Source organism: Streptomyces sp. NPDC050448 (assembly GCF_040655295.1).
Lineage (GTDB): Bacteria > Actinomycetota > Actinomycetes > Streptomycetales > Streptomycetaceae > Streptomyces.
Genome location: NZ_JBFAJR010000012.1, coordinates 58,021 through 78,957 on the forward strand (window position 1 = coordinate 58,021; position 20,937 = coordinate 78,957).

A 20,937-nucleotide genomic window follows, 5' to 3' on the forward strand; every position below is an offset into this window, starting at 1 on the left:
TCCCGTCAGAGCCCTTGAAGTGACGCCCTGAAGCAGGCCAGGTGAATGCCGGGCTGGGGGACGTCGCGTCGTGGTCTGGTCGGGATTGGCCGGTAAGTCAGCGAAGAAGGCGAGTTTGATCGGCGAAGCCGATCCGGGACTCGGAATGACGAAGCATTCGATCAGCGCAGCTGATTCGGATGAAGCGTTGAAAGAGAAAATCATCTGATCGGCGAAGCCGATCCGGATGGTGGCATGACAGACAACTGAACATCACAGCCCAAATCACCCAACTGCGCCCGGACGACGTCGTCGATCCGGGCGCTGTGCTGTATTCGAGGAGAAGAACTCATGCCGAACCCCCGCAACAACAGACAGCGGAGCCGATCGCTGGCGCGGCCCAGACGGGTCTCGGCCAGAACCTGGCAGTAGTCGGTTCGGTGCAACTTGAGGCTCCGTACGGCCATGGTGCGCATCTTGAAGCCGTCGGATTCGGCAGCGAGCGTGCAGCAAAACGGCCCGTTTGATTGCGTGTTGAACCCATCGGGGGTTGGCCGTGATCAGGCCGGATCCCGCACTTGACCCCCTTTCCCTGAACACCCATGTAGTGGGCACCACTTTGTGCTGCCCGCGCCGTAGGAGAGAAACCTGATGGATCACAAGTCCACGATGTTGTCGGTCGCGTTCAATGGGGCCGATAACACGGGTAAGACCACGCAGATCGGCCTGCTGGCCCGCCGGATCGGTCCGGCTGCGGCGCCCGCCGGCGCCCTGCACGACCACGACTCTCGATGGAACGACATCCAGGGCGATATGGCCGGGTGGTGGTTCGGGACGAGCCGCATCGAAGAGTTCGTGGACGTCCTCGCGTCCTCTTACCTCGCGCGATTCGCCGCCCGCGGCGTCGAGAGCCTGCGACTGCTGGACCGGGGCATCCCCATGTTGGAGGCGTCGGTCGCCGCCACCGTTGCCGTCCGCGAGAACCTGGCCGCCCCGGCGGCGGCCGACCGGGCACGGGCCCTGCTCGAACCTTGGGCCACGGACCTCCGCGTCGCCGAGAACGCTGAGCTTTCCCTCTACCTGGCGTTCTCCGATGAGATCGGCGAGAACGTGACCCACAGCCTCGCCCGCCAAGCGAGCGTCACCCCGCCCTACGACCGCTACCAGCGGGCCCTGCACGAACGACTCCACGTCATGGCTACCGAAGAGGGCCGCTTCTCGCACACGGTGCTGGTCGGTGACCGCTCCATCGTCGAGGTGCAGCGGGAAATCCGGCGTCTGCTGCACCCGCGGCACCCGGCCGTCCCCGCCCGTGCCCTGGACGGGGTGCAGATCATCGCGCTCGCCGGGCTGTCCGAGAGCGGCAAGAGCACCGCCGGCGAGTACCTGCGCATGCGACACGGCCACGCCCGCCTCAAGATCGGGTGGCTGCTCGACACCGCCGCCGCGCACGCCGGCCTGCCCGACCCGTACGCGGTCACGGAGGTCGTCCAGGCCGAGTTGATCGTCGACGCCCTGGATCGCTATCTGACGGCCCACCACTACCTGACCGACGTGACGATCGAGTCGCTGCACTCCTTGGAGTCCACCGTCGAGCTGCGACGACTGCTCGGACGGCAGGTCACCGTCACATACCTCGACACGCCTATGGCGGCCCGCCGCGTACGCAGCGAAACCGGAGCCGACGACGTGGGCGTGCGCGACCTTGTCAAGGCGAGTCGAGGCGCGGACAGGATCGCGGGCATCGCGGACCGGGTGATCGACAACTCCGGTACACGGCTCCGCCTGGAGCGCTGCCTGGACGCGCTGGTCCGCGATCGCCACTGGCCCGCACGGCACCCGGAGACGCAGCCCGTGAACATGCTGGGCCTCCCGATCAGCCTGGAGTCCTACCTGCACAAGCTGCTGGACCGCACCACCGGCGGCGCTGACCCGGTGGTGGACATGCTGGCCGTCACCGGATCCGCTGCCAAGGGCAAGTTCCAGAGCGGGTGGAGCGACCTCGATGTGCTCGTCGTCGCCGACAACGCCCGTTTGGGTGCCCTCGCCGACGTGCTGGCCGAACTCCGCGCCGACCTGGAGGGCGTCAAGCTCGGCGTCAGCGTCGTCACGCTCGCCGAATGTCGCACCGGTAACGTGTCCGTTCGGCTCCAGCACGTGCTGGCCCAGATCGGTGCTGGTGCCATCACCCCGCTGTGGGTCCGAAACGGCCTGCGGCTCCCCGCTCCGGACCCGGTCGCCACCGTGGCCGCCACCGTCATGAACGGGGTCCAGGCAACCTTCGACATCCGCCGCCATCTCCTCGCCGGCGCCGGTGATCTGCACGCCCTCTACAAGGTGACGGCGCTGTCCGCGAAGGTGCAGTTGGAGTTCCGCAGCGTACCGGCCTCCGCCGACGAGGAGGCCCTGACCACGCTCCTCGGCGCCGACGGCCACGACACCTCCCTGGCCCGCACCGCCCGTACCGACCGCGCCGCCGCCCTCGAGGTCGCCCGGATCATTCTCGACCTGTGGGACGACACCATGAACGGAGTGGAGCAGTGACCGACGCAGTCTTCGCGAAGGACTTCCCCAATCGCACGGCCGCGGAAGGGGAAGTTCGTGGTTACCGCCTGGTCGAACACCGTCTCTCCGTTCCCCGGCTCCATGGTCTTCACGACGGGCCGGACGGCAGCCAGGTGGTCTTCGACGACGTGTTCGCTCAGGGACGGTGCGAACTCCTCCTCGGCGACCTCATCGCCCTCGCCGACCGCGACCCGATCCACATACCCCGTCTCGTCAAGCTCGTTGAAGCCGTGTGCCACGACCTGACCACCGCCTTCATGCACGAACGCCGATACCCCCTGAGTAGCTGCGTTCCCACCCTTTACGCCGACCGCATCCGACCCGGTGGACGCCTGGACACCTGGTACCTGAACCCCGGCCACTCGGTCGTTCCGGCCGGAGAAGGCGTTCCTGCTCTCACTGCGGCTGACCTCGCCGACCACACGGTCACAGTCAACGACCGGCCGCTCACCATCAACCTCTCCGACATCGTCCATACCACCCGCCAGATCCTGACACCGGACAGCAGTTGGGTGTGCGGACACACTCAGGGAGACCCCACCGAGCCCAACATCGCCGACCCCCTGTGCTGGCTCGACTTCGCACTCGCCGGCCTCAACACCCTTCCGGGCGAAGCCGCCAACCTCCTCTGGTACCTGATGGGCCTGGGCGGCTGGCTCGTCCCCACCTATCAACCCGACACCTACCAGCGCACCATGCGCCTCGCCCTCCCGCCCCTCACGACCCCCCAGATCACCGACCTGCACTACGACCCCCGACTCCGACACCTCGACATCCACTACCTCTGGAACGCCGGCCCCGGCCGCCGAGCCGCCCTCACCACCGCCCTGCAAGCCCTGTCCGACATCCCCTGGCACGACTTGCGCCCCTTCCTCACCCTCCGCGTCCTCGGTGTCGTCCGTCCCTGGACCTTCACGACGACCGACACCCTCCTGACGCTGATCAAAGCTGCCGAACTCCATCAGACGAGCAGCAACGCCACCGAGTTCTTCACTCAGCACACATTTGAAACGGAGCTCCCGTGAACCCCGCCCTCCCCATCACTGATCAGTCGCTGAGCGTCCGGCCCCTGCTCGGCCGCACTGCTCTGGTCACCGGAGCCACCGGTGGCATCGGCACCGCGATCTGCCGTGCCCTCGCCACCGCCGGCGCCCACGTCGCCATCGCCCATTTCAACGAGGACGCTGCCGCCGCCGACCTCCTGGACCAGCTGCCCACCCGAGGCATCGCCGTCTCCGGTGATCTCACCGATCCGATGTTCCCGGCCGCCCTGATCACCACCGTCACCGACGCCCTCGCACCCGTCGACATCCTGATCAACAACGCCGGCACCTACCCCCGTATCCCCTGGGAAGACCTGGACGAGGCCGACTGGGAACAGTCCCTCGCCGTCAACCTCCACGCTCCGCGCCGCCTGTGCCAGGCTGTCACCGCGAGCATGACGGCACGCCAGTGGGGCAGGATCGTGAACATCGGCTCGATCAATGCCCTCGTGGGCCGTCGCCAGCTCACCCCCTACGCCGCAGCCAAGGCCGCGCTGCTCGGACTGACCCGGTCCCTGGCCCGCGAGGTCGGCGTGGGCGGGATCACCGTCAACACGGTCCTGCCCGGAGCGATCCAGGTTCCTGCTGAAGATGCCCTTCCGCCCACCGCCCGGGTGTCCCCCGAGCACCAGATCGCCCGCCAGTGCGTTCCCCGCCGCGGGCGGCCGGAGGACGTGGCCGCCGCTGTCGCCTTCGTGGCAAGTCCTTCGGCCGGGTTCATCACCGGTCAGAGTCTCCACGTTGATGGCGGCTGGATGATGAACTGATCTCCTCCGGCCGGGTTCATCACCGGTCAGAGTCTCCACGTTGATGGCGGCTGGATGATGAACTGATCTCCTCGACAGCAACGCCTGAGGAGACACAGTGAAAGAACGCGTCCGTGCCGTCCTGATCACGCCGGCCCGCACCATGCTCATCATCCGCCGCACCATCCCCGGCCGCGACGTCTACCACGTCCTCGTCGGCGGCGGCATCGAGGACGGCGACCCCACACCGGAAGCGGCTCTCCACCGTGAGATCCACGAGGAGATCGCCGGGAAGGCTCACATCGTCCGGCTGCTGGGCACTCTCGCCGACACCAAACGCGAAGAAATCCAGCATATCTATCTCGCCGAGGTCCGTACCTGGGCCTTCGACGACCGTACCGGCAGCGAGTTCACGCGTGTCGATCGCGGCACCTACGAACTCGTCGAGACCCCCCTCACCACCCCCGAGGCCCTGGCCACCCTCAACCTCCAGCCTCCCACGGTGCTGCCCCTGATCCAGAAGGTCATGTCCGAATGAGCGTGAAGCGGCGCTGGAAATTCGGCCTTCTGGCCGCCAATGCCGCGCGACAGCGAGGAAGACCGTCGCAGTGCGCCGGCTGATCCTCGGCGTACGCAGTGGTCACACCGTGCAGACCGACCACGGAACAGGTTCGACTGCTGAGCGCTGCAGATGATCCCTGTGGCGTGTCCCTGGAGATCTCTGCAGCTCCAACTTCCACAGCACCCCGGTGCGCGCGCTGCCTTCGGGCTACTGCGGCGCCGGGGTGCTGTGTTTTTTCTTCTTCGTGGCTCGCCTTACACGCCCCGTGAAGGCAGTGAGCACAAGGGATCAGCAGAGCTGATCCGGATCTGAAGTTGAAGAACATCCTTGTTCCGCCAGGAGTCGGCCTGGCCTACTCCATGAGCGGCTACTGCCTTGCCGCTGCCGCTGCCGCTGCCGCTGCCGCTGCCGCTGCCGCTGCCGCTGCCGCTGCCGCTGCCGCTGCCGCTGCCGCTGCCGTACCCGGCGAGATCATCCTCGTCATCGCGGCAGGAGATCTTGTCAGCCGTCTTGCCCCGCCTGGAGCACATGGACGGTACGCCGGCCTGTGGGGCAGCAACCTCGCGCCGGCCGTCGTCACCGCGCCTCACCTCGCCGCGTGGTCGCTCAGCCACGGCGGGGGTGTCACCGCGACTTGGGTTGTCTGCGGTACCGGAGCGCTCGGGGCTGTCCTGTTGCCGGCCCCTGCACTCCAGCATCCGTACCCCGGAACGGCACTGACAACGGCGAGGTGTTCGTCTCCTGGCTGACGAAGCCGGAAGACCTCGTTCACCAGGACCTCGCCGTCCTGGAGGCCGCACACATCTACGGCGGGCGCTGCGAACTCGACGAACTCGTCTTCTTTCGAACCCATGCGGGCGGCCCACCCCCAGCACAAGCACTGACCAAGGAGCACGGACCATGATGAGTTTCCTCAGCCGCGTCGGCTTCATCGAGACCGAAGAGCAGGAGAGGACCCGGCTGGCCCAGGCCCCCGAAGGCTCGCTGAACCACTACCTGTCAACTCTGCCCGTGACCATCGACGAGCGGCCCAAGGACCTGCTCGTCGACCTGCCCTGGCAGCAGCCGCGCACTCACCAGGCCTACCGCGTCGTCGTGGTGCCGATCGAGTTCCGGAAGGACGCTCTGCCTGAGGGTGTCGAGGAGGAGCCGCTGCCGCGCAAGCGCCACTCCGGCGCTTGGACGTGTGCCGTGGTGTTCTCCGACCACCCGGACTACCCGGCCGGCGGCTTCCGCATCGATGTCCCGGCCGCCGAGATTGCCCGAGGCCGGAAGGTCGACCTCGCCACCGCCCTGGCCCCGTTGTCATGCGTGTCCGGCGAGACTCCGCACGCCCCGGAACCGCTGTGCGGCTCGCGCGAAGACTACGGCCTGATCACCCACTTTGACCGGTCCACGGACGGGATCACCGGTCACAGCCGGTGCGACAACGCGCCGTGTGCGGCGGGAGCCGAGACCGCCGCGCATGTGTGCGCCGGTCGCCTCTACTGCCCTCCGTTCTAACGCCACGGCGCCTCCGGATCCGGGGCCTTTGGCCGGTCCCTCCCGGTTCGAGGCGGGGCGGGGGCACTGACCGCACTCCGGTCGGCGTACGGAGACCACGGCAGCACTCGGGAAGGAACCCCAAACCATGACCACCACTACGGCACGCAGCATCGTTCGGGAGATCGTCACCCGCTCCTATCGCCGGTACACCCCGACCAACGGCCATGCGCCGGAGGGCGCCGAATACGGCGTACGGCCGGCTGTTCGACCTTCCCGGTGAGACGCTCGACGGCCGCCGGTTTCCGCATCGCACCTGTGCGGTGTACCAGGTCACCAGGAACGCGGAGTTGGTTTGGATGGTGCGCGAAGTCGGCGGCGAGCGGCGGCAGGTCGGCAGCCATGGCACCACCCGTAAGGGCGTGCTCGCGCTGGCGGTCGGGGCGGTTGCCCACGAGCGGGAAAAGGCCGCCGCCGCGCCCGAGACGGCCACGCCGGCAACTGGGGACCAGGGCAACCGTGCGCGCGGCACCGCGTGGAGCACGGCCGCCGAGGGCGGCGAGTGTTCCCAGGTGTCGGCCACCATGACCGAGCGGCTCGGTCACAGGAAGCCTGAGTGGTCTCTTCTCGAACGGTGGCCAGCAACTGTGCCAGGACCGGATCACGGTCCTCGTGCCGGACGGCAGTATCCAGCCGTAGCCGACTGGGGGCTCTCCCTTTCTGCGTGATCAGCGGAGCTGATCCGGTCTGGCCTTCGGAAGATCACGTCCACGCCAGGAGTACAGCCGTGAGCCAGGCGCTCCGCTGCAGAGCAGCGCCGGGGGTCTCACTGCCGGATCCATCACATCGTCCGGGGGAGATCGCCATGCCCGAGCGCACGAGCACACCCTGCTCTACATCAAGTATGTCGACGACGACCTCGCCGAGCAGGGTGTCGCCGCAGTCGAAGGCGCGATCTCTGGCATCAGCCTGAGGATCCTAGCGCGGGCTCTACCTGACGGCCGGACGTCTGTCGCCGTCTCCCTCTACATGCGTGTGCACCGCATGTGCGCCTCAGGTAAGGCATTCCACTACTGGACCTCCGAGGAACTCACGTCGATGGCCCGCACGAAGAAGGACCTCGTCGTCCTGCGCACCATCGACCGCCGCACCGGCAAATCCACCACCTGCCATGTCTTCTCCGAGACCGTGGTCGAGTCCTGGATCCACGGGCTGTCCGGGACACTGCAGTGGCGGATGCGCGACAACCCGCAGGCCCGCCGGCTCGAAGGACCGGAGCCTGAGGGAGTCGACGACGCCGTGGACCAGGCGATCGCCGCGATCCGCGAACACATCGGCGAACTGCCCGACTGGAACGACCGCTTCCCGCTGCTCAAGGACGACCGGCAGGGTCGTCCGGCCTCCTCCTACCTGCCCTGTCTCGATGCCCACGATCAGGCGCGGGTCGCGAAGAACCTCTTCGGCGTGCGCGCCTACCGTCGGCCGCCGGCCCGCGAGGTGGAGCGTCTGGACACCAGCACCCTGGGCTGCTTCGCCATGTTCCGCGGGCTCGTGCCCGTGGACTGGCTCATCGAAGCAATGCGCGCCACGAAGACAGCCGGCGGCCGCGACCTGATGCGCCAGCCGTCGCTCACATCTCTGCAGCAGCGAGGCGTCCGCTCGATCCTGCGCCGGACTCCGCAGCCGGTGCTGCGGCGGATCCTCAAGGAGCCCGTCCACCAGGCGCGGCGCACGTTGGCCGATGCAGCTGACTGCGCGGTTCCCCGTTTGGCCGTCACCTGTGACCTCGACCTCCTTCCGGAGGCTATCGACGCCCGCTGCCCGCTACTGTGCTTGCCCGCGGGCTTTCGCGGAGAGAGCCTGCTGCTCGACGTGCCGTGCCGCGATGTACAGGCCCTCGCGGTTCAGGTGCCGCGAGTAGCTCGAGTCGAGGTAGAGCACGGGCACATCGCCGGCCGCCTTCAGAAGCGCAGGGTGCAGCAGGTGCTTGATAGGGCCCGAGCCGCCGCCGTAGACGTAGACGACCTCGGTCGTCGCACCGGCCTGGGAGAGGACGTCGCCGAAGGAGGAGGCGATCTCGTCGACCAGGTAGCCGGCCTCGTCCTCGACGAAGCCGGTGGCGCGCTGGTGACGATTCTTCACCAGCACAGACGGCTTCGCGTGGAGGAAGTCCGCCAGCTGCTTGCGTGAGGAGAACTGCAGCGTGGCGTCCGACTCACTCATGCGCTCCATGGCGTTCATCAGCGCGGTGCCGTAGCCCTCGTCGAGCGTGGCTGCCGCCTCGGGGTTGAACCGCCCATCGGTGAAGACCGGGAAGTTCACGGTGCCCTCACCGACGTCGACACCGATGGTGTTCTGCACCGCCACCAGATCGGAGGCCGAGACCCCTTCCACGACGGAGGCGTCGCGAGTGCGCAGATCATCGAGAAGAGCCTGGGCCAGCGGCTCGCCCTTGTCGGTGATGGCGAACTGCGCGGAGGCACCCTCGGCCATCACCTGAACGTCGACGAACTGCAGGCGCACCGAGACCGGGGTGCTGAAGTTCTTGATCGTCACCAGGTGCACCGCGGGGTCGGCGCTGCCCAGCAGACCGATGAACTCGGCGGCGTAGGCGTGGCGGCGCGCGACGAACTCGGAGATCGGCAGCGCCAGGCCGGCGCGCACCTGCACGCGCAGCTCGTGACCGGGCAGCGCGCCGTTCTCGCGGACGTAGTCGCGCAGGGCCTTCGCGGCGAAGATACCCAGCACCAAGACCTTGCTCAGCTCCTGATCAGCCTTGGAGTGCTTGCCCAGTACCTCGAACTCGGTGAACTTCGAGCCGCGGACGCTCAGCGCTGCCCGGCCGAAGATTCGGCGGTCCGACGCCGCTACCAGGGTTGTGGTGAGTGAGCAGTCGATCTGGTTGTAGAAGTCGCCGGCCATCACGGAGGCCGCATCCGCGTCGGGGAGCGGAACCTTCGGCGAGGTGCGGGAAGTCGAGACGACTGCGCTGGGCAGATCGATCTCGTCGAAGATCTCCCGCTTCGTATTCTGGATGACGCCCTTGACGTAGCCGTTGCCGACGTCGATGCCGCCGGTGAGGGTGATGATGTCGTTGCTGTTGGCGCTCATGAATGCGGTCCCTCGGTGTCTGTGTTGTCTGCCTGGAAGATGAAATTCACCGCGGCACTCAGCGCCGAGTGCTCGCCATGATTTCGTCAATGGAGGCCTGCTTCGGCGGCTCCGGGGTTGGGCTGGGGGCACTTACCGCAGGATCCTCGACCGTCTCAACAGGTGTCGGAGCCGGCTCGGGGCGGGCTACCGGCGCTGGTGCTGTCTTCTCGACGACGGCGTGGGCCTGGTCGGCGACCACGGGCTGTGGCTGAACAGGCATGGCGGCCGGACGGCGCTCGGTGACCGCCTCGTCGTCCTCGCGCTGCTCGGTGCTCTCCAGCGGCGGCCGGCCGCGACGCGGCAGCTGCTCGACGGGCTTGTAATAGACGTCGACGTATCCGTCGCGCTGAATGGACTCCCGAATGAGCAGTCGCAGCGACTGGGAGATGTTCTCCTGCTGATCGAGCCACTCGATCACCGAGATGTCGGCAGCGGGCACGGTCCAGCGGACCTTGCGAGGTTCACTCGGCTGTTTCGCCATTGCACTCACCTCGCCCTGTCACTCGCCCCTGCACTCCATCCGGTCGTTCGACGGACGTCTCTCGCTCTGTCATGTGGACTCACCACCCTTCGCGTTTCCTATCGAATGCGAATCGCCATGAGTCCACCCTAGTGTCCCTATTGAGCCCTATGCAAGTCCCACTCGATACACGAGTCGGACGCTATTGACGTCCCCAGTCGTCTTTGGTGGGGGCATCTGTGAGACGCCGCAGCGCCCCTGCCGGAGGCGACTGGGGGCGAGCCGACGGCGCCATGCGCCTATGGGTCCCACGTGCAACGCAACAAGGGCTCCCACGGGACGCCTACGAGACACCCGGCGTCAGGGCGTGATCTCGGGGAAGCCGCACGGGGGCATATCCGAGCTCCCACCGGCGTCCCGGCTGTGCCTCCTGAGGGACGCCACCCGGCTCCCCGGCGCGGATGTGTCCTCCGAGGGCACTGTGTGCGACACCGGGGCGGCGCTGTTGGAGCGCGCGCGAGATGCTGTGCGGACACGCGCGGGACTCCGAGAGACCCAGCAGCGGCAGTCGGTGTCCTATACGTGTCCCAGTCGTGGCCCCTGCGTGTTCCGATGGGTCACTGCAGAGACACGAGGGAAGCGCTGATTCGCGAGGCCGCGAGGCCGCCAGGCCTGACCCGCGCCCCTTGCCAAAGCCATCCGGCGGGTGCGTTGAGACAGTCACGGACCGTTGGCGGAGCGTGGCCGGCACAGCTGTCAGCGAGACACCGACACAGCGCTGGTGCGGCGGTCGGCACAGGGGCGTCATCGAGCCGACAAGGTTGCGCAGAGAGAGAAGGGTCGAAGGGGGGAGTAGGCCCCCACACCCAGCGAGCGTGCGAGGAACGACGTGCCTGCGCGGCATGGGCCGCTGGAAGAGGCTCGGAGGCATTGCTGCGGAGGCACCCCCTGGAGGAAGACGACAACGCTCCGATACCCCTCGAGCTGCTCGCTGTGCCCGATGGGCAGATGGTCGCAGCAGCCGGGGCTCTCGTCTTCTGATGCATCCACGAGAGACCGCCCCGGGCTCGCCGCGCAAGCGCGGAACGAAACACGGCCCGGGGCCGGATCGTGTGTCGACAAGGTAGTGCCGAACGCCCGCCTCGGACGCGGTGCGTGACGTGCCGGCACGCTGCCGCAGCAGCGCCGGAGCAACGACCGGAGCACAGCAAATCCAGGTTGGTGCAACCAGCGCAACACGATGGTGCGAGGCCGGCTACGCCGTCAGCAGCGAGCGATGAAGCAGAGCGTTGTCCACAGCCGAAGCGACGGCGTCGCGAGAGGACGGATCCTGCTAGGCGAGGGCTGTGCCGCCTGCGGCAGCAAGGGTGATGAACCGGAGCTGTGCCCCGTCGGGAGCAGACCCGTACCCCGCCTCGTTCGTGCCTCATGAGGACGGATCGGCACGGGGGTACGGCCGTATCCCGAACGACGAAACAGCGGTACGGCCAGAAGGCGCGATGACCAGGCGAAACAGCCAGACCCGTACCCCCGCTGCACGAAAGGGGGGAGGGGTACGAGTCGAGAGGGTACGGACCGTTTCCCCTGATGTTCCAGGCTTCCGCCAATGCTCCAGTCGTGGAACAGCGGGACGGCGACAAGGAAGTGAAAGGGCATAAGGGAAACTGATAACGCGTGTCCTGCGGACGCTCGCTCCGCTCGGCCTCTTCACTGCGCTCCGATGACGTGTCAGGCATGGCCGACGGGTTCCACTGGTCGCTTGGCTCGGCGGTCCGTCGGTCGCCGGCGCTCCCTCTGGCCATGCCCAGCCCTGTGCTGGGGAGACGAACCCCACCACCGCCCCGACGCAGTTGTCGACAGACGTGTGGGCAGGGGCGAAGGGTGCAGCAGTGGATAGCCAGGCGCGCAGCGCCTGGCTCAGGCGAGAAGTGACGCTCCGCGCGGTGGCTCGCAGTGCGATCCGGCCAGGGGTAGATCACTCCAGCGGGATCTTCCGGGTCGTCAGCCGGCAGGGCTGGCGCGGGAGCTGGGCTGAACATCGAGATCGCACGGACCCCACCGGGGTCCGCACTCGATGGTCGCTACACCACCCGAGTCCACGAAGAGGCACAACCACGACACAGCCCCAGCTTGAACTCGTCCTGCGATGGAGGAGCCCGCTGCGTGCCGAAGTTGTAGCAGTCGAACAGCGAAGCCGTCGCCGAGGATGCGCTCCGGCGGAGTCCGGGGACGTCAATAACGTCGACTTCACTGACAACGAGAACAGCACGGTCGTCACCGTGAACATCCCCCGCAGCGGTGACAGGATGTACATCGTCCACCTCATGCCGATGTGTGGTGACGATCAGATCCGCGTCGAGCTCCATCGGGAGGAGGACCTGGCCGTGATCGGGTCCAGTACCGGCTGGCCGGAATGGGGCAGCGGCACGCAGGCCGCCGCGCCTGCCCGGACGTCATGACCGCAGCTCTCGACTCCAGCTGTGGAGACCGCCGAGTCACAAGGAGGGGAGACTCGAATGATTGCTGAAATGATTCCGGAATCGTTCTCGCACGTCGTCCTCGTCACCGGTTCCCGCAGCTGGAACGACGCGAAGAGCATGCGTGAGACGTTCAACGACGCCTGGCGCGGCTGGGGGCCCAAGAACGTCACCCGGCCGGTGCTTCTTTCGGGGCACTGTCCCAAGGGGGCTGACGCCATGGCTGAACCGATGTGGCGGGACACAGGCTTCGAGATCGTCATCTTTCCCGCCGATTGGTCGGCCCACAGGGGAGCAGCCGGATTCCAGCGGAACCAGGAGATGGTCGACGCCGCCCGGGTCTTCCGCGAGGCCGGGGCTCAGGCGCTGTGCACGGCCTTCCTCGACCTCTGCCGGAAGCCCGGATGCCCGAAGCGAAGCCAGGAGCAGCTCATGCCGGATGCACCGGGGCACTTCTCGCACGGCACCCTCCACTGCAGGGCTCGAGCGCGAGCTCCGGGATCAAGACGACCAATGTGATCCATCCGGTCTGAAGACGCGCGAAGGGCCCTGCAGTGTGCTGCAGGGCCCTTCGGGGGTGAACGAGAGAAATCGGCCAGGAGGCGAACATCAGGCTCAGCGCTAGTTGCTCCGATCGATGTCGTGAGCCTCGTCGTAGGCCTTCATGACCTTCTTCGGGATGCGCCCCCGATCCGCGAACTCGTGGCCCTTCTCCTTGGCCCACTCGCGGATCTTCTCTCGCTCCTCGGCAGTCGTCTCAGGTACGACTCGCTTCTTGGGCGCCGGCTTCCCGGCTTTCCGGCTGACCTCCAGGTATGACTTCAGCGCAGCCTCAAGGCCCTTCTTCTCCTCAGGTGTGAGATCGACTTCGTACCAGGTGTCTCCCAGGCCGAAGGTCACGGTAGCCGCATCCGGCTTACCGCTGAGATCTGACTCGACAATGCTTCGAATAGCCATACCGGCGAGAGTAGCCGATGCGCAAGGACTTTGGAAAGCCTGTCGCAATCATTCGATATAAGTGTGCCATTTAGAGCCCGAATGAGGCTCAAAGATGCTGGTGAATTGGCAGAAGGAGTGACTGTTACTGCTAGAATCGCAGCGCCGTTGAAAGGTGTCTCATACCTCGTTCTCCACCGACCAGCGACCCCGATCGAGAGGGCCTCCACCATGTCAACGCTTCATGCCGTCGACGGCCACTCGCTCACCGACGAGGACATCGACCTCTTCACGCTGCTGTGCCGGCGCACAGGGTGGTCGGATCAGTACCTGAAGGAGATCGAGTCGACGTGGACGGCATGTCCTCTGGCGTCCTCGGCTACGCAGGCCTGTCCGAGCTCGACTTGGACGTCGAGCTGCACCTGCCCGACTACCGCCGCGGCCACGAGCTCGCGCCCGAGGACGTCGCCGAGATCCATGCGAAGTGGCCTGATACCCGGGTTCTGCTCACCTGCGACGGCGGAGTGAACTCCCACCGCGGTATCGCCGCCGCGCGTGCCCTGGGCTGGACGACGTTGGTGACCGACCACCACGAGGAGCTCGCGCCGGGCTCGACCGCGGACATCACTGTCGACCCGTGCGGGATCGACGAGACCTACGCCCCCACCGGGATCTGCGGTGCCCACGTCCTCTACCAGGTGATCGAGGCATACACCCGCGTGCACCGGCCCGAGAAGCTCTGGGAGATCCGCCTGCTGCGTCTGTTCGCCGGCCTCGGCACCGTCTCCGACGTCATGCCCGTGCTGAACGAGAACCGCCGGCTGGCGCGCGATGCGATCTCGATTGCCCGCCTGCTGCGCGTCGCCGCGCCGAAGACCATCCCCAATCCCTGGGGTGGGTTCGACGCCGACCCCGATGCCATCGACATCGAGCAGTCGATACTGATGCAGCTGCTGCGCACCGAGCCGCATCACCCGGTCTTCCTCCGGGCCTTCGAGGGCTTCGCGATCGTGCTCAAGACCTTCGCCCAGGTCGGAAAGATCCGAGACGTCGACGACCGCGACGAGGGCTTCTTCGGCTTCTACCTCGCCCCGGCGATGAACAGCCCGCGCCGCACGGGGGCCGCGCTTGAGCCGTGCTTCGCCGTGTTCACCGCCGACGGTGCCGACGTCAAGATCAAGGCCGCCCACCAGGTGATCGAGAGCAACGAGCTGCGCAAGAGGCTGGTCATCGAGTACATGGAAAAACTCACCGCCGGGGACCAGCCTCTGGCCCCGTGGGTGTACCTCTCGGACGCCCCCCGGGCATGTACGGGCTGCCGGCCAACCGGATGGTGGGGATCAACGGCCACCCGGTCGTCGTCGTCAACCGGCCCGCCGGCCCCGACGATTTCCTCAGCGGTTCCGGCCGCGCGCCGAGGTGGTTCGACATCATCACCAGCCTGGAGCAGCGCGACGGTCTCAGCGCCATCGGACACCAGCAGGCCTGCGTCGTTCGCGTCGCGAAGGCCGAGAAGCCGGGCGACCTGGTTGCCGTGCTGCAGAAGACCGCCCAGGTTGCCCTGCTCACCGTCAGCATCGATTGCCCGAAGGGCGGTCTCGTGCTCGGCCCGGACGCCGACTGCGACGCCGGCCTTGAAGATCTGCGGCCGCTGTTCGAGCCGGTGCGCCGGACCGAGGGCCTCAAGCCCTTCGGGCACGGCTTCACCACGCCGGTCGTCGAGATCGCGATCGAGCCCTTGGGCCTGTGCGTGGACCGGATCGGATCCGATCCGCAGCACCTGCGCCTGGTCACCCGGTCCGGCCTGTCCTGCCTGTGGTGGAACGTCGCCGAGGAGAAGTTCGACGTGCTCCAGAGCTTCCAGCGGCGCGCCGGTCGTACCCAGCTGGGGATGGCGCGCTTCACGGCGACGTTGCAGCTGGACACCTTCCGCGGCGACACCCGCGTCCAGGCCGTCATCAACGAACAGATCATCACGGGTGCTTGAGCCCCGTAGAGGAGGAGCCCATGACGACGCCACCGACCACTTCGCGTCTGCTCGGCATCGGGTGGTGCGCTCTCGTGCCGTTCGCCGTCGTCGCGGTCTACCTCGGTCTGGGCACCGTCGCAGTCCGCCTCATCGGAGAGCCGATCGTCGCGACCTCCGTCCTGGGCATGCTCGTTGTCATCCTGGTCGGCTCGGTGAGGATCCAGCGGCCCCAGTGGCTCGCGCATGCGCCGGCCCCGCGGCCGAGCACGGAAATTCCGCGCTTCGGGTGGACCGTCGTCGGCTGCGCGGTTCTGGCATTCCTCGCCGGGCAGTCGATGGCCTTGTGGATCTACGCCACGACCGGGTCCACAGGCTTCGACGCGTCGAACCAGACGAGGCACGCGGCTGGAGTGCTGGCGACCCTGCTGCTCGCCATGGTCGCGGCTCCTGCGGGGGAGGAGGCCCTGTTCCGAGGGCTGGTCTACCCATTGCTGCGCAAGCGGGTGAGCATCCTCGCTTCCACGCTGGTCACCGCCGTGGTGTTCGGCCTGCTGCACGGCAACGCCGTGCAGTTCGCCTCGACCCTGCCACTGGCGGTGCTCCTGGCTCTGGTCTACGAACACACGCGCGTGCTGTGGCCCTGCGTGCTCCTGCACCTGGGCTTCAACCTCGCCGCCGCCCTCGTCCCAGCACAGGTGTTCGTCGCTCTAGCGAACCCCGTCTCCGCGGCGCTCCTGTACCTGGCTTTCGCCGGCTGTGCCTTTGGGCTCTACCGGCGGGTCGCCGGCTTGACTGCGCCAGGCGCAGGCCCGGCCTCGGGAAGCGAGTCCGCGATGCAGTGAGCGAGGTACTCAGCCTCTTCTGGAAAACGATGGTGCCAAGGTCCTGACGTCCATGCCGGGGATCGGCGTCAGGACCGGAGCCCGGATCCTCATCGACATCGGCGACGGATCCGGCTCCCCGTCTGCCGCCCACCTTGCCGCCTACGCAGGCCTGGCCCCGGCGACCCGCAGCTCAGGCTCGTCAATCCGTGGCGAACAGCCCTCCCGACGCGGAAAGCACCACACCCAAGCCCTCCTCTGCCTCGCCAGACGCCGAGCCGACGTCCTCTTCGCGATGCTCCGAGACGGCACCTTCTACGAACCCCAACCTGCCCCATCAGCTTGACCAAACTCATAGGGGCACCCCGAGGCTGCTATATCGAGTCAAGCCGTTTGGGGGAGGTTGTTGGGCTTCTCATCATCGTTCGATTTGGCACGTTCGAGGATCTTGAACAGCTGCCTGGAGATCGCGCGCTTCAGGCAGCGTTGTGCGTCCCGGGAGGTCTTGCCCTCGGTGATTCTGCGGGTGACGTAGGCCTTCGTGGCGGGGTCAAGCCGCATGCGGATCAGGGCGATGGTGTGTATGGCCCGGTTGAGCTGCCGGTCGCCGCTGCGGTTGAGGCGGTGCCGGTTGGTGAGTCCGGAAGAGGCGGGGATCGGCGAGACGCCGGCGAACGAGGCGAAAGCCGCTTCCGAGCGGAATCTCCCATGATGGGACCAGCTGACCAGTACCTGGGCCGCGGTGATCGGGCCGACGCCAAGCAGGCCGAGAAGCTCCGGGGCGACCTGCCTCACCAGGGCCAAGATCTCCTTTTTCAAGATCTTTAGCCTCCGCTTGCAGGCTCTGGATGCGCAGGGCAGTGGACCGAAGAGCCCGGGCTGTCATCCGGTGTTCAAGGTCCTGGGCAGGGCGGTCGCGTAGCTGAGCACAGTGGGTGACCTGGGCCGGCCGCTTGAGCTTCCGCAGCTCGGCGCGGAGGTTGTCCGGTGCGGAGACGATCAGGGCCTTGAGCTGGTTGATCGCCGCCGTGGAGGCGAGGACTGCACCCTGTCGGGTAGCGAGAAGGACGCGCAGTGCCTCGCGTTCGCCGCGGAGTCGGGGCTGTATCGAGTGCTCGGTGGCCAGGGCCTCCTTGGCGGCCCGGATGGCATCAAGCATGTCGGTCTTGCGTCCGCCCCGGTTGGCTGCCCGCTTGGGCCGGCAGACCTCGACGACCTGCTCGCCGGCCTGGTCCAGGAAAGAGGCAAGCCCGGCGCCATAGCTGCCGACACCTTCCAGGGCCCAGCAGCGGCGGCCGGGAATGTGCTGGCGGGCGAAGTCCAGCAGGCGCCGGTAACCGCGGGTGTTCGCAGGGGCATCGGTGCTGTTCAGGACTGCACCGATGGGACTTACGGCTGCCGCCGCGAGGGTGTCTCGGTGGGTATCGACGCCGATGACGCCGTCGACTTGTTCTGCGAGGATGGCCACGTGGTCGTTCTCCTTGCTGGGCGGACGGCTGTCGTCGGCGTCGGCCTGGATGGAGTCACCGCGTGGCGGAACTGTGATGAGTCACGCCGCAAGGCGGACAAGCTGCTGATCAAGCCAACGGGTGGGCCAGGTCGGCGCCGATGTCCGGCATACATCTCGGGGGAACGGCAGCCTCTGACGGGGCGCCAGTTATGTTTCGAGTCATGCCGGATCATCGACGTCGAGCCTGGCAGCAACCCATCCCGGGCCGCAGAAGAACTCTCACAGTTATGTTTTTCGCGGTCCTGCAATGGGGCCGCTGGCCTCCGGGCCCGGTATGACTGTGTCCCATCTGACGAAGGCATGACCTGGGGGGTGGTGTCGCCGGGTCCGAGGGGTGCCGTCGGAGACGCTGATGAGGAACCCGGCCACCGCCTGGTCCGGCGCAATGCCGGGCAGTTCGCGGGCGGCAGGTCTGCATAACGTGGATGCGCGAGCACGGTGCCACCGCCGAGGCCGGCACGGTCAACACCTGCAGAAGGGTGCGATGTCAGACATCGAAGGCATAGGCGTCTTCCTCGGGATGGACGTCGGCAGGACGGCCCACCACGGCCACGGGCTCACCCGGCCGGGAAGAAGCTCTTCGACAAGCCGATGCCCAACAGCGAACCGAAGATGCGGGCCGTCTTCGACAAGCTCAAGGCCAAGTTCGGCACCGGGCTGGTGATCGTGGACCAGCCCGCCTCGATCGGTGCCCTGCCACTGACCGTCGCCCGCGACGCAGGCTGCGAGGTCGCGTATCTGCCCGGACTCGCCATGTGGCGGATCGCCGACCTCCACCCGGGCGAGGCAAAGACCGATGCGAAGGACGCGGCAGTGATCGCGGATGCGGCCCGGACAATGCCGCACATCGCGCGCTCGCTCGAGCTGACCGACGAAATCACCGCCGAGCTCACCGTCCTGACCGGCTTCGACCAGGACCTCGCCGCCGAAGCCACCCGCACCGGCAACCGGATACGCGGCCTGCTCACCCAGTTCCACCCGTCACTGGAGCGGGTCCTGGGCCCACGGCTGGATCACCCTGCCGTCACCTGGCTCCTCGAGCGCTACGGATCCCCGGCCGCACTGCCCAAAGCCGGCCGCCGCAGACGCATCGAGCTGATCCGGGCCAAGGCCCCGCGCATGGCCACCCGGCTGATCGAGGACGTCTTCGACGCCCTCGACGAACAGACCGTAGTGGTCCCGGGAACGGGCACCCTCGGCGTGGTCATCCCCTCGCCGGCCCGCTCGCTTGCCGCGGTCCACGAACAGCGCCGGGCACTGGAAGCCCAGATCGGCACCCTGCTGGAGGCCCACCCTCTTCACCCGGTCCTGACATCGATGCCCGGAGTCGGAGCCAGGACCGCCGCCGTCCTGCTGGTCACCGTCGGCGACGGCACCGGCTTCCCCACCGCAGCCCACCTCGCCTCCTACGCCGGCCTCGCTCCCACGACCAGGTCGTCGGGGACCTCGATCCACGGCGAACACGCCCCCAGAGGAGGAAACCGCCGGCTCGAACGCGCGATGTTCCTCTCCGCGTTCGCCTGCATGAACGCCGACCCGGCCGCGGTCGCCGGCCTGTGCACCCCGCCGCTGGAGGCCGCGCTGCGCGTTCTGTGGCCGCACGTCGTGCGCAGCCCTCACGAACGGCGAGCCGGCTCTCGCTCGACGCCTGCGCCCGGGAGCTCGTGTTCATCGGCGGCCCGCTACTCGTCCTGGCCCTGCACACCCTGACCGGCACCACCGTCGTGCTCATCGCCACAGCGGCGATCGTGTTCGCCGGGTGCGCGCTGCTCCTCACCGCACCGCCGACCCGCACGTGGAAGCCGTCCTGCACCCGCACGCACTCACTCGGCCCGATCCGTACCCCCGGCCTGCGCGCCCTGGCGGCAGCCCTGTTCGGGGCGGGCATCACCCTGGGAGCACTCAACGTCGTCGCCCTCGCCGCAGCCGAACGTCACCACGCCGAGTACCTCTCGACGATGATGCCCGCGGCGCTCGCCGTCGGCAGCCCGATCGGCGGCTTTCTCTACGGACGCCGCACCTGGCCCGGCTCGCCGACGCGTCAACTCCGCGCGATCGGTTGCGGCTTTGCGGTCGGCTCCCTGCCGACGCTTGCCGACCCCGCCCCTGCCCTGGCCATCACGGCCGCCGTACTGCCCGGCCTCTTCCCCGCGCCACGGCTGGTGACCGGCTTCCACACGCTGGACTTCCTCGTCCCCCGCCTACTCTCGCTGAGGCGTCGGCCTGGCTCATCGCCTCTCCGGGCCTGGGACAGGCCGCTGGGATCGCACTCGCGGGGCTCGTGCCGGCGGCCACTGCTCCCGCGGCAGCCGCAGGTGTTGCCGCCGGCGGGGCCGCAGCCGGGTTCGTCGTGCTCTGGGCCACACGCCGCCACTTCATCCCTGCTGCCGACTGCCCTCCGGTGGCGTCCGCTCAACCCGAACGTACGCTAAAACCAGTCGACTTGACAGGATCCTTGCGTGTAGGGATATCGTACGAACTCTCATCAAGTGGGCTAGATGATCAACACCTTTGGTTGACCTGGCCATACTGTTCTGTTCCGCAACGGGGGTAAGGCCAGCACATGCGGTGGAAAGCTCGCCGCGTCGGCAAGGGGTATACGGTCAGCCACCGTGCCGTACGCAGAGCAGCCGGGAACATCGTTGAGAGAACCAAGCGCAGGGCGCGGCCGTTTGACAACATCTTCCGCCCGCGCAGTGTCCGTGGATCACGACCAGTCCACCGCATTGCCATCCGGGCGTTCACGGGCGCCGTCATCGCGTTGGCCTTCGCGTTCACCGTTGCGTTCGAGATTGCCGCTGAAATCCCGTACTTCATGGAACCGCACGCCGGCGTCTTGGGTCTACCGATAGGCATGGGCCTGTTCTGTCTCTGCACCGCTGCCGTCGCGGTCTGCGCGGCGCAGCGGGGCGGCGCGGTCAAGCAGACACCCGGGCGGGCGGTGAATGCCGTGGTGATGGTGCTGGACGTCGTCTACGACGTGCTGCACATGGTCACCACACGTCGTCACGCTGGGCAGCGAAGCGGGGGTTCACTGCACACGCGGAAAGTCTGACGACTACTTGGCTCAGCCTGCCGAACGCATGCCTGAGCGCGGGGTGGGTGGAGCCCCGAATGCAAACGGGGCAGGGGCGAGGGGGACGGGGCGATGAGGTGGGCTGCTCGACGGAAGACCGCCCGGAGCGGGGAGAGTGGCGGGTTGCGTGCAGAACCAGGCGGTACAACGCCGATGCA

General features: G+C 67.5%; 19 protein-coding genes and 4 pseudogenes. 16 read left to right on the forward strand and 7 right to left on the reverse strand.

Annotated features, from left to right (window positions below):
- A partial coding sequence (locus AB0I68_RS16680) for a hypothetical protein (protein ID WP_363178023.1) occupies positions 1–204 on the reverse strand: 204 nt, incomplete at its 3' end.
- Between the two features lie 426 nt (positions 205–630).
- On the opposite strand from AB0I68_RS16680, the gene AB0I68_RS16685 reads away from it, so the two are divergent.
- From AB0I68_RS16685 to AB0I68_RS16715, 7 genes are all read left to right on the forward strand, one after another.
- Complete coding sequence (locus AB0I68_RS16685; RefSeq protein ID WP_363178024.1) at positions 631–2,523, forward strand: nucleotidyltransferase domain-containing protein; 1,893 nt, start codon at positions 631–633, stop codon at positions 2,521–2,523.
- Positions 2,520–3,569, forward strand: coding sequence for a hypothetical protein (locus AB0I68_RS16690; RefSeq protein ID WP_363178025.1), 1,050 nt, complete (start codon positions 2,520–2,522; stop codon positions 3,567–3,569). Before AB0I68_RS16685 ends, AB0I68_RS16690 begins: the two co-directional genes overlap by 4 nt.
- Positions 3,566–4,354, forward strand: coding sequence for an SDR family oxidoreductase (locus AB0I68_RS16695; RefSeq protein WP_363178026.1), 789 nt, complete (start codon positions 3,566–3,568; stop codon positions 4,352–4,354). The genes AB0I68_RS16690 and AB0I68_RS16695 overlap by 4 nt, the downstream gene beginning before the upstream one ends.
- 97 nt (positions 4,355–4,451) lie before the next feature.
- Positions 4,452–4,871, forward strand: a complete 420-nt coding sequence (locus AB0I68_RS16700; protein ID WP_363178027.1) for an NUDIX domain-containing protein — start codon at positions 4,452–4,454, stop codon at positions 4,869–4,871.
- Between the two features lie 754 nt (positions 4,872–5,625).
- Complete coding sequence (locus AB0I68_RS16705; RefSeq protein WP_363178028.1) at positions 5,626–5,799, forward strand: hypothetical protein; 174 nt, start codon at positions 5,626–5,628, stop codon at positions 5,797–5,799.
- Positions 5,796–6,398, forward strand: coding sequence for a hypothetical protein (locus AB0I68_RS16710; RefSeq protein ID WP_363178029.1), 603 nt, complete (start codon positions 5,796–5,798; stop codon positions 6,396–6,398). Before AB0I68_RS16705 ends, AB0I68_RS16710 begins: the two co-directional genes overlap by 4 nt.
- Before the next feature lie 206 nt (positions 6,399–6,604).
- Positions 6,605–7,105: a hypothetical protein gene (locus AB0I68_RS16715; RefSeq protein ID WP_363178030.1), complete on the forward strand. Its 501-nt coding sequence runs from the start codon at positions 6,605–6,607 to the stop codon at positions 7,103–7,105.
- 325 nt (positions 7,106–7,430) lie between these two features.
- Here AB0I68_RS16715 and AB0I68_RS16720 read toward each other — a convergent pair whose 3' ends face one another.
- From AB0I68_RS16720 to AB0I68_RS16730, 3 genes are all read right to left on the reverse strand, one after another.
- The gene (locus AB0I68_RS16720; RefSeq protein ID WP_363178031.1) at positions 7,431–8,096 is read right to left on the reverse strand and encodes a hypothetical protein; all 666 of its coding nucleotides are present in this window, start codon (positions 8,094–8,096) and stop codon (positions 7,431–7,433) included.
- A 105-nt stretch (positions 8,097–8,201) separates the two neighbouring features.
- On the reverse strand, positions 8,202–9,488 hold the full coding sequence (locus AB0I68_RS16725; protein WP_363178032.1) for a ParM/StbA family protein: 1,287 nt from the start codon (positions 9,486–9,488) through the stop codon (positions 8,202–8,204).
- 58 nt (positions 9,489–9,546) lie between these two features.
- Positions 9,547–10,011, reverse strand: coding sequence for a hypothetical protein (locus AB0I68_RS16730; protein ID WP_363178033.1), 465 nt, complete (start codon positions 10,009–10,011; stop codon positions 9,547–9,549).
- A gap of 2,258 nt (positions 10,012–12,269) precedes the next feature.
- Here AB0I68_RS16730 and AB0I68_RS16735 point away from each other — a divergent pair.
- Entirely contained in the window at positions 12,270–12,449 is a 180-nt protein-coding gene (locus AB0I68_RS16735) for a hypothetical protein (protein WP_363178034.1), read from the forward strand.
- 21 nt (positions 12,450–12,470) lie between these two features.
- Complete coding sequence (locus AB0I68_RS16740) at positions 12,471–12,986, forward strand: SLOG family protein (RefSeq protein WP_363178035.1); 516 nt, start codon at positions 12,471–12,473, stop codon at positions 12,984–12,986.
- Between the two features lie 102 nt (positions 12,987–13,088).
- Here the strand turns inward: AB0I68_RS16740 and AB0I68_RS16745 are convergent, their stop codons facing one another.
- On the reverse strand, positions 13,089–13,424 hold the full coding sequence (locus tag AB0I68_RS16745; RefSeq protein ID WP_363178036.1) for an Lsr2 family protein: 336 nt from the start codon (positions 13,422–13,424) through the stop codon (positions 13,089–13,091).
- A gap of 338 nt (positions 13,425–13,762) precedes the next feature.
- Between AB0I68_RS16745 and AB0I68_RS16750 the strand changes: the two are divergent.
- From AB0I68_RS16750 to AB0I68_RS16765, 4 genes and pseudogenes are all read left to right on the forward strand, one after another.
- Positions 13,763–14,071: pseudogene (locus tag AB0I68_RS16750) on the forward strand (phosphoesterase); the annotation flags it as partial.
- 608 nt (positions 14,072–14,679) lie between these two features.
- Positions 14,680–15,390 carry a hypothetical protein gene (locus AB0I68_RS16755; protein WP_363178037.1) on the forward strand — a complete coding sequence of 237 codons (711 nt, stop codon included), beginning with the start codon at positions 14,680–14,682 and terminating at the stop codon, positions 15,388–15,390.
- A gap of 20 nt (positions 15,391–15,410) precedes the next feature.
- Positions 15,411–16,214 carry a type II CAAX endopeptidase family protein gene (locus AB0I68_RS16760; protein ID WP_363178039.1) on the forward strand — a complete coding sequence of 268 codons (804 nt, stop codon included), beginning with the start codon at positions 15,411–15,413 and terminating at the stop codon, positions 16,212–16,214.
- 16 nt (positions 16,215–16,230) lie between these two features.
- Positions 16,231–16,539 (forward strand): annotated as a pseudogene (locus tag AB0I68_RS16765) (transposase); the annotation flags it as partial.
- A gap of 38 nt (positions 16,540–16,577) precedes the next feature.
- Here AB0I68_RS16765 and AB0I68_RS16770 read toward each other — a convergent pair.
- Positions 16,578–17,012 (reverse strand): IS110 family transposase, encoded by a 435-nt coding sequence (locus AB0I68_RS16770; RefSeq protein WP_363178040.1) that lies wholly within the window; start codon positions 17,010–17,012, stop codon positions 16,578–16,580.
- 238 nt (positions 17,013–17,250) lie between these two features.
- A pseudogene (locus AB0I68_RS16775) lies at positions 17,251–17,661 on the reverse strand (transposase); the annotation flags it as partial.
- A gap of 526 nt (positions 17,662–18,187) precedes the next feature.
- On the opposite strand from AB0I68_RS16775, the pseudogene AB0I68_RS16780 reads away from it, so the two are divergent.
- From AB0I68_RS16780 to AB0I68_RS16790, 3 genes and pseudogenes are all read left to right on the forward strand, one after another.
- A pseudogene (locus AB0I68_RS16780) lies at positions 18,188–19,248 on the forward strand (IS110 family transposase); the annotation flags it as partial.
- Positions 19,249–19,367: 119 nt separating this feature from the next.
- Complete coding sequence (locus tag AB0I68_RS16785) at positions 19,368–20,135, forward strand: hypothetical protein (RefSeq protein WP_363178041.1); 768 nt, start codon at positions 19,368–19,370, stop codon at positions 20,133–20,135.
- A gap of 131 nt (positions 20,136–20,266) precedes the next feature.
- On the forward strand, positions 20,267–20,758 hold the full coding sequence (locus tag AB0I68_RS16790) for a hypothetical protein (RefSeq protein ID WP_363178042.1): 492 nt from the start codon (positions 20,267–20,269) through the stop codon (positions 20,756–20,758).
- Positions 20,759–20,937: the final 179 nt, after the last annotated feature.

What these genes read in the sequence shown, in the direction of transcription:
- AB0I68_RS16685 (WP_363178024.1), top strand. Translation starts at nt 631, where the DNA reads ATGGATCACAAGTCCACGATGTTGTCGGTCGCGTTCAATGGGGCCGAT.
- AB0I68_RS16710 (WP_363178029.1), top strand. Translation starts at nt 5,796, where the DNA reads ATGATGAGTTTCCTCAGCCGCGTCGGCTTCATCGAGACCGAAGAGCAG.
- AB0I68_RS16715 (WP_363178030.1), top strand. Translation starts at nt 6,605, where the DNA reads ATGCGCCGGAGGGCGCCGAATACGGCGTACGGCCGGCTGTTCGACCTT.
- AB0I68_RS16725 (WP_363178032.1), bottom strand. Translation starts at nt 9,488, where the DNA reads ATGAGCGCCAACAGCAACGACATCATCACCCTCACCGGCGGCATCGAC.
- AB0I68_RS16730 (WP_363178033.1), bottom strand. Translation starts at nt 10,011, where the DNA reads ATGGCGAAACAGCCGAGTGAACCTCGCAAGGTCCGCTGGACCGTGCCC.
- AB0I68_RS16745 (WP_363178036.1), bottom strand. Translation starts at nt 13,424, where the DNA reads ATGGCTATTCGAAGCATTGTCGAGTCAGATCTCAGCGGTAAGCCGGAT.
- AB0I68_RS16760 (WP_363178039.1), top strand. Translation starts at nt 15,411, where the DNA reads ATGACGACGCCACCGACCACTTCGCGTCTGCTCGGCATCGGGTGGTGC.
- AB0I68_RS16790 (WP_363178042.1), top strand. Translation starts at nt 20,267, where the DNA reads ATGCGGTGGAAAGCTCGCCGCGTCGGCAAGGGGTATACGGTCAGCCAC.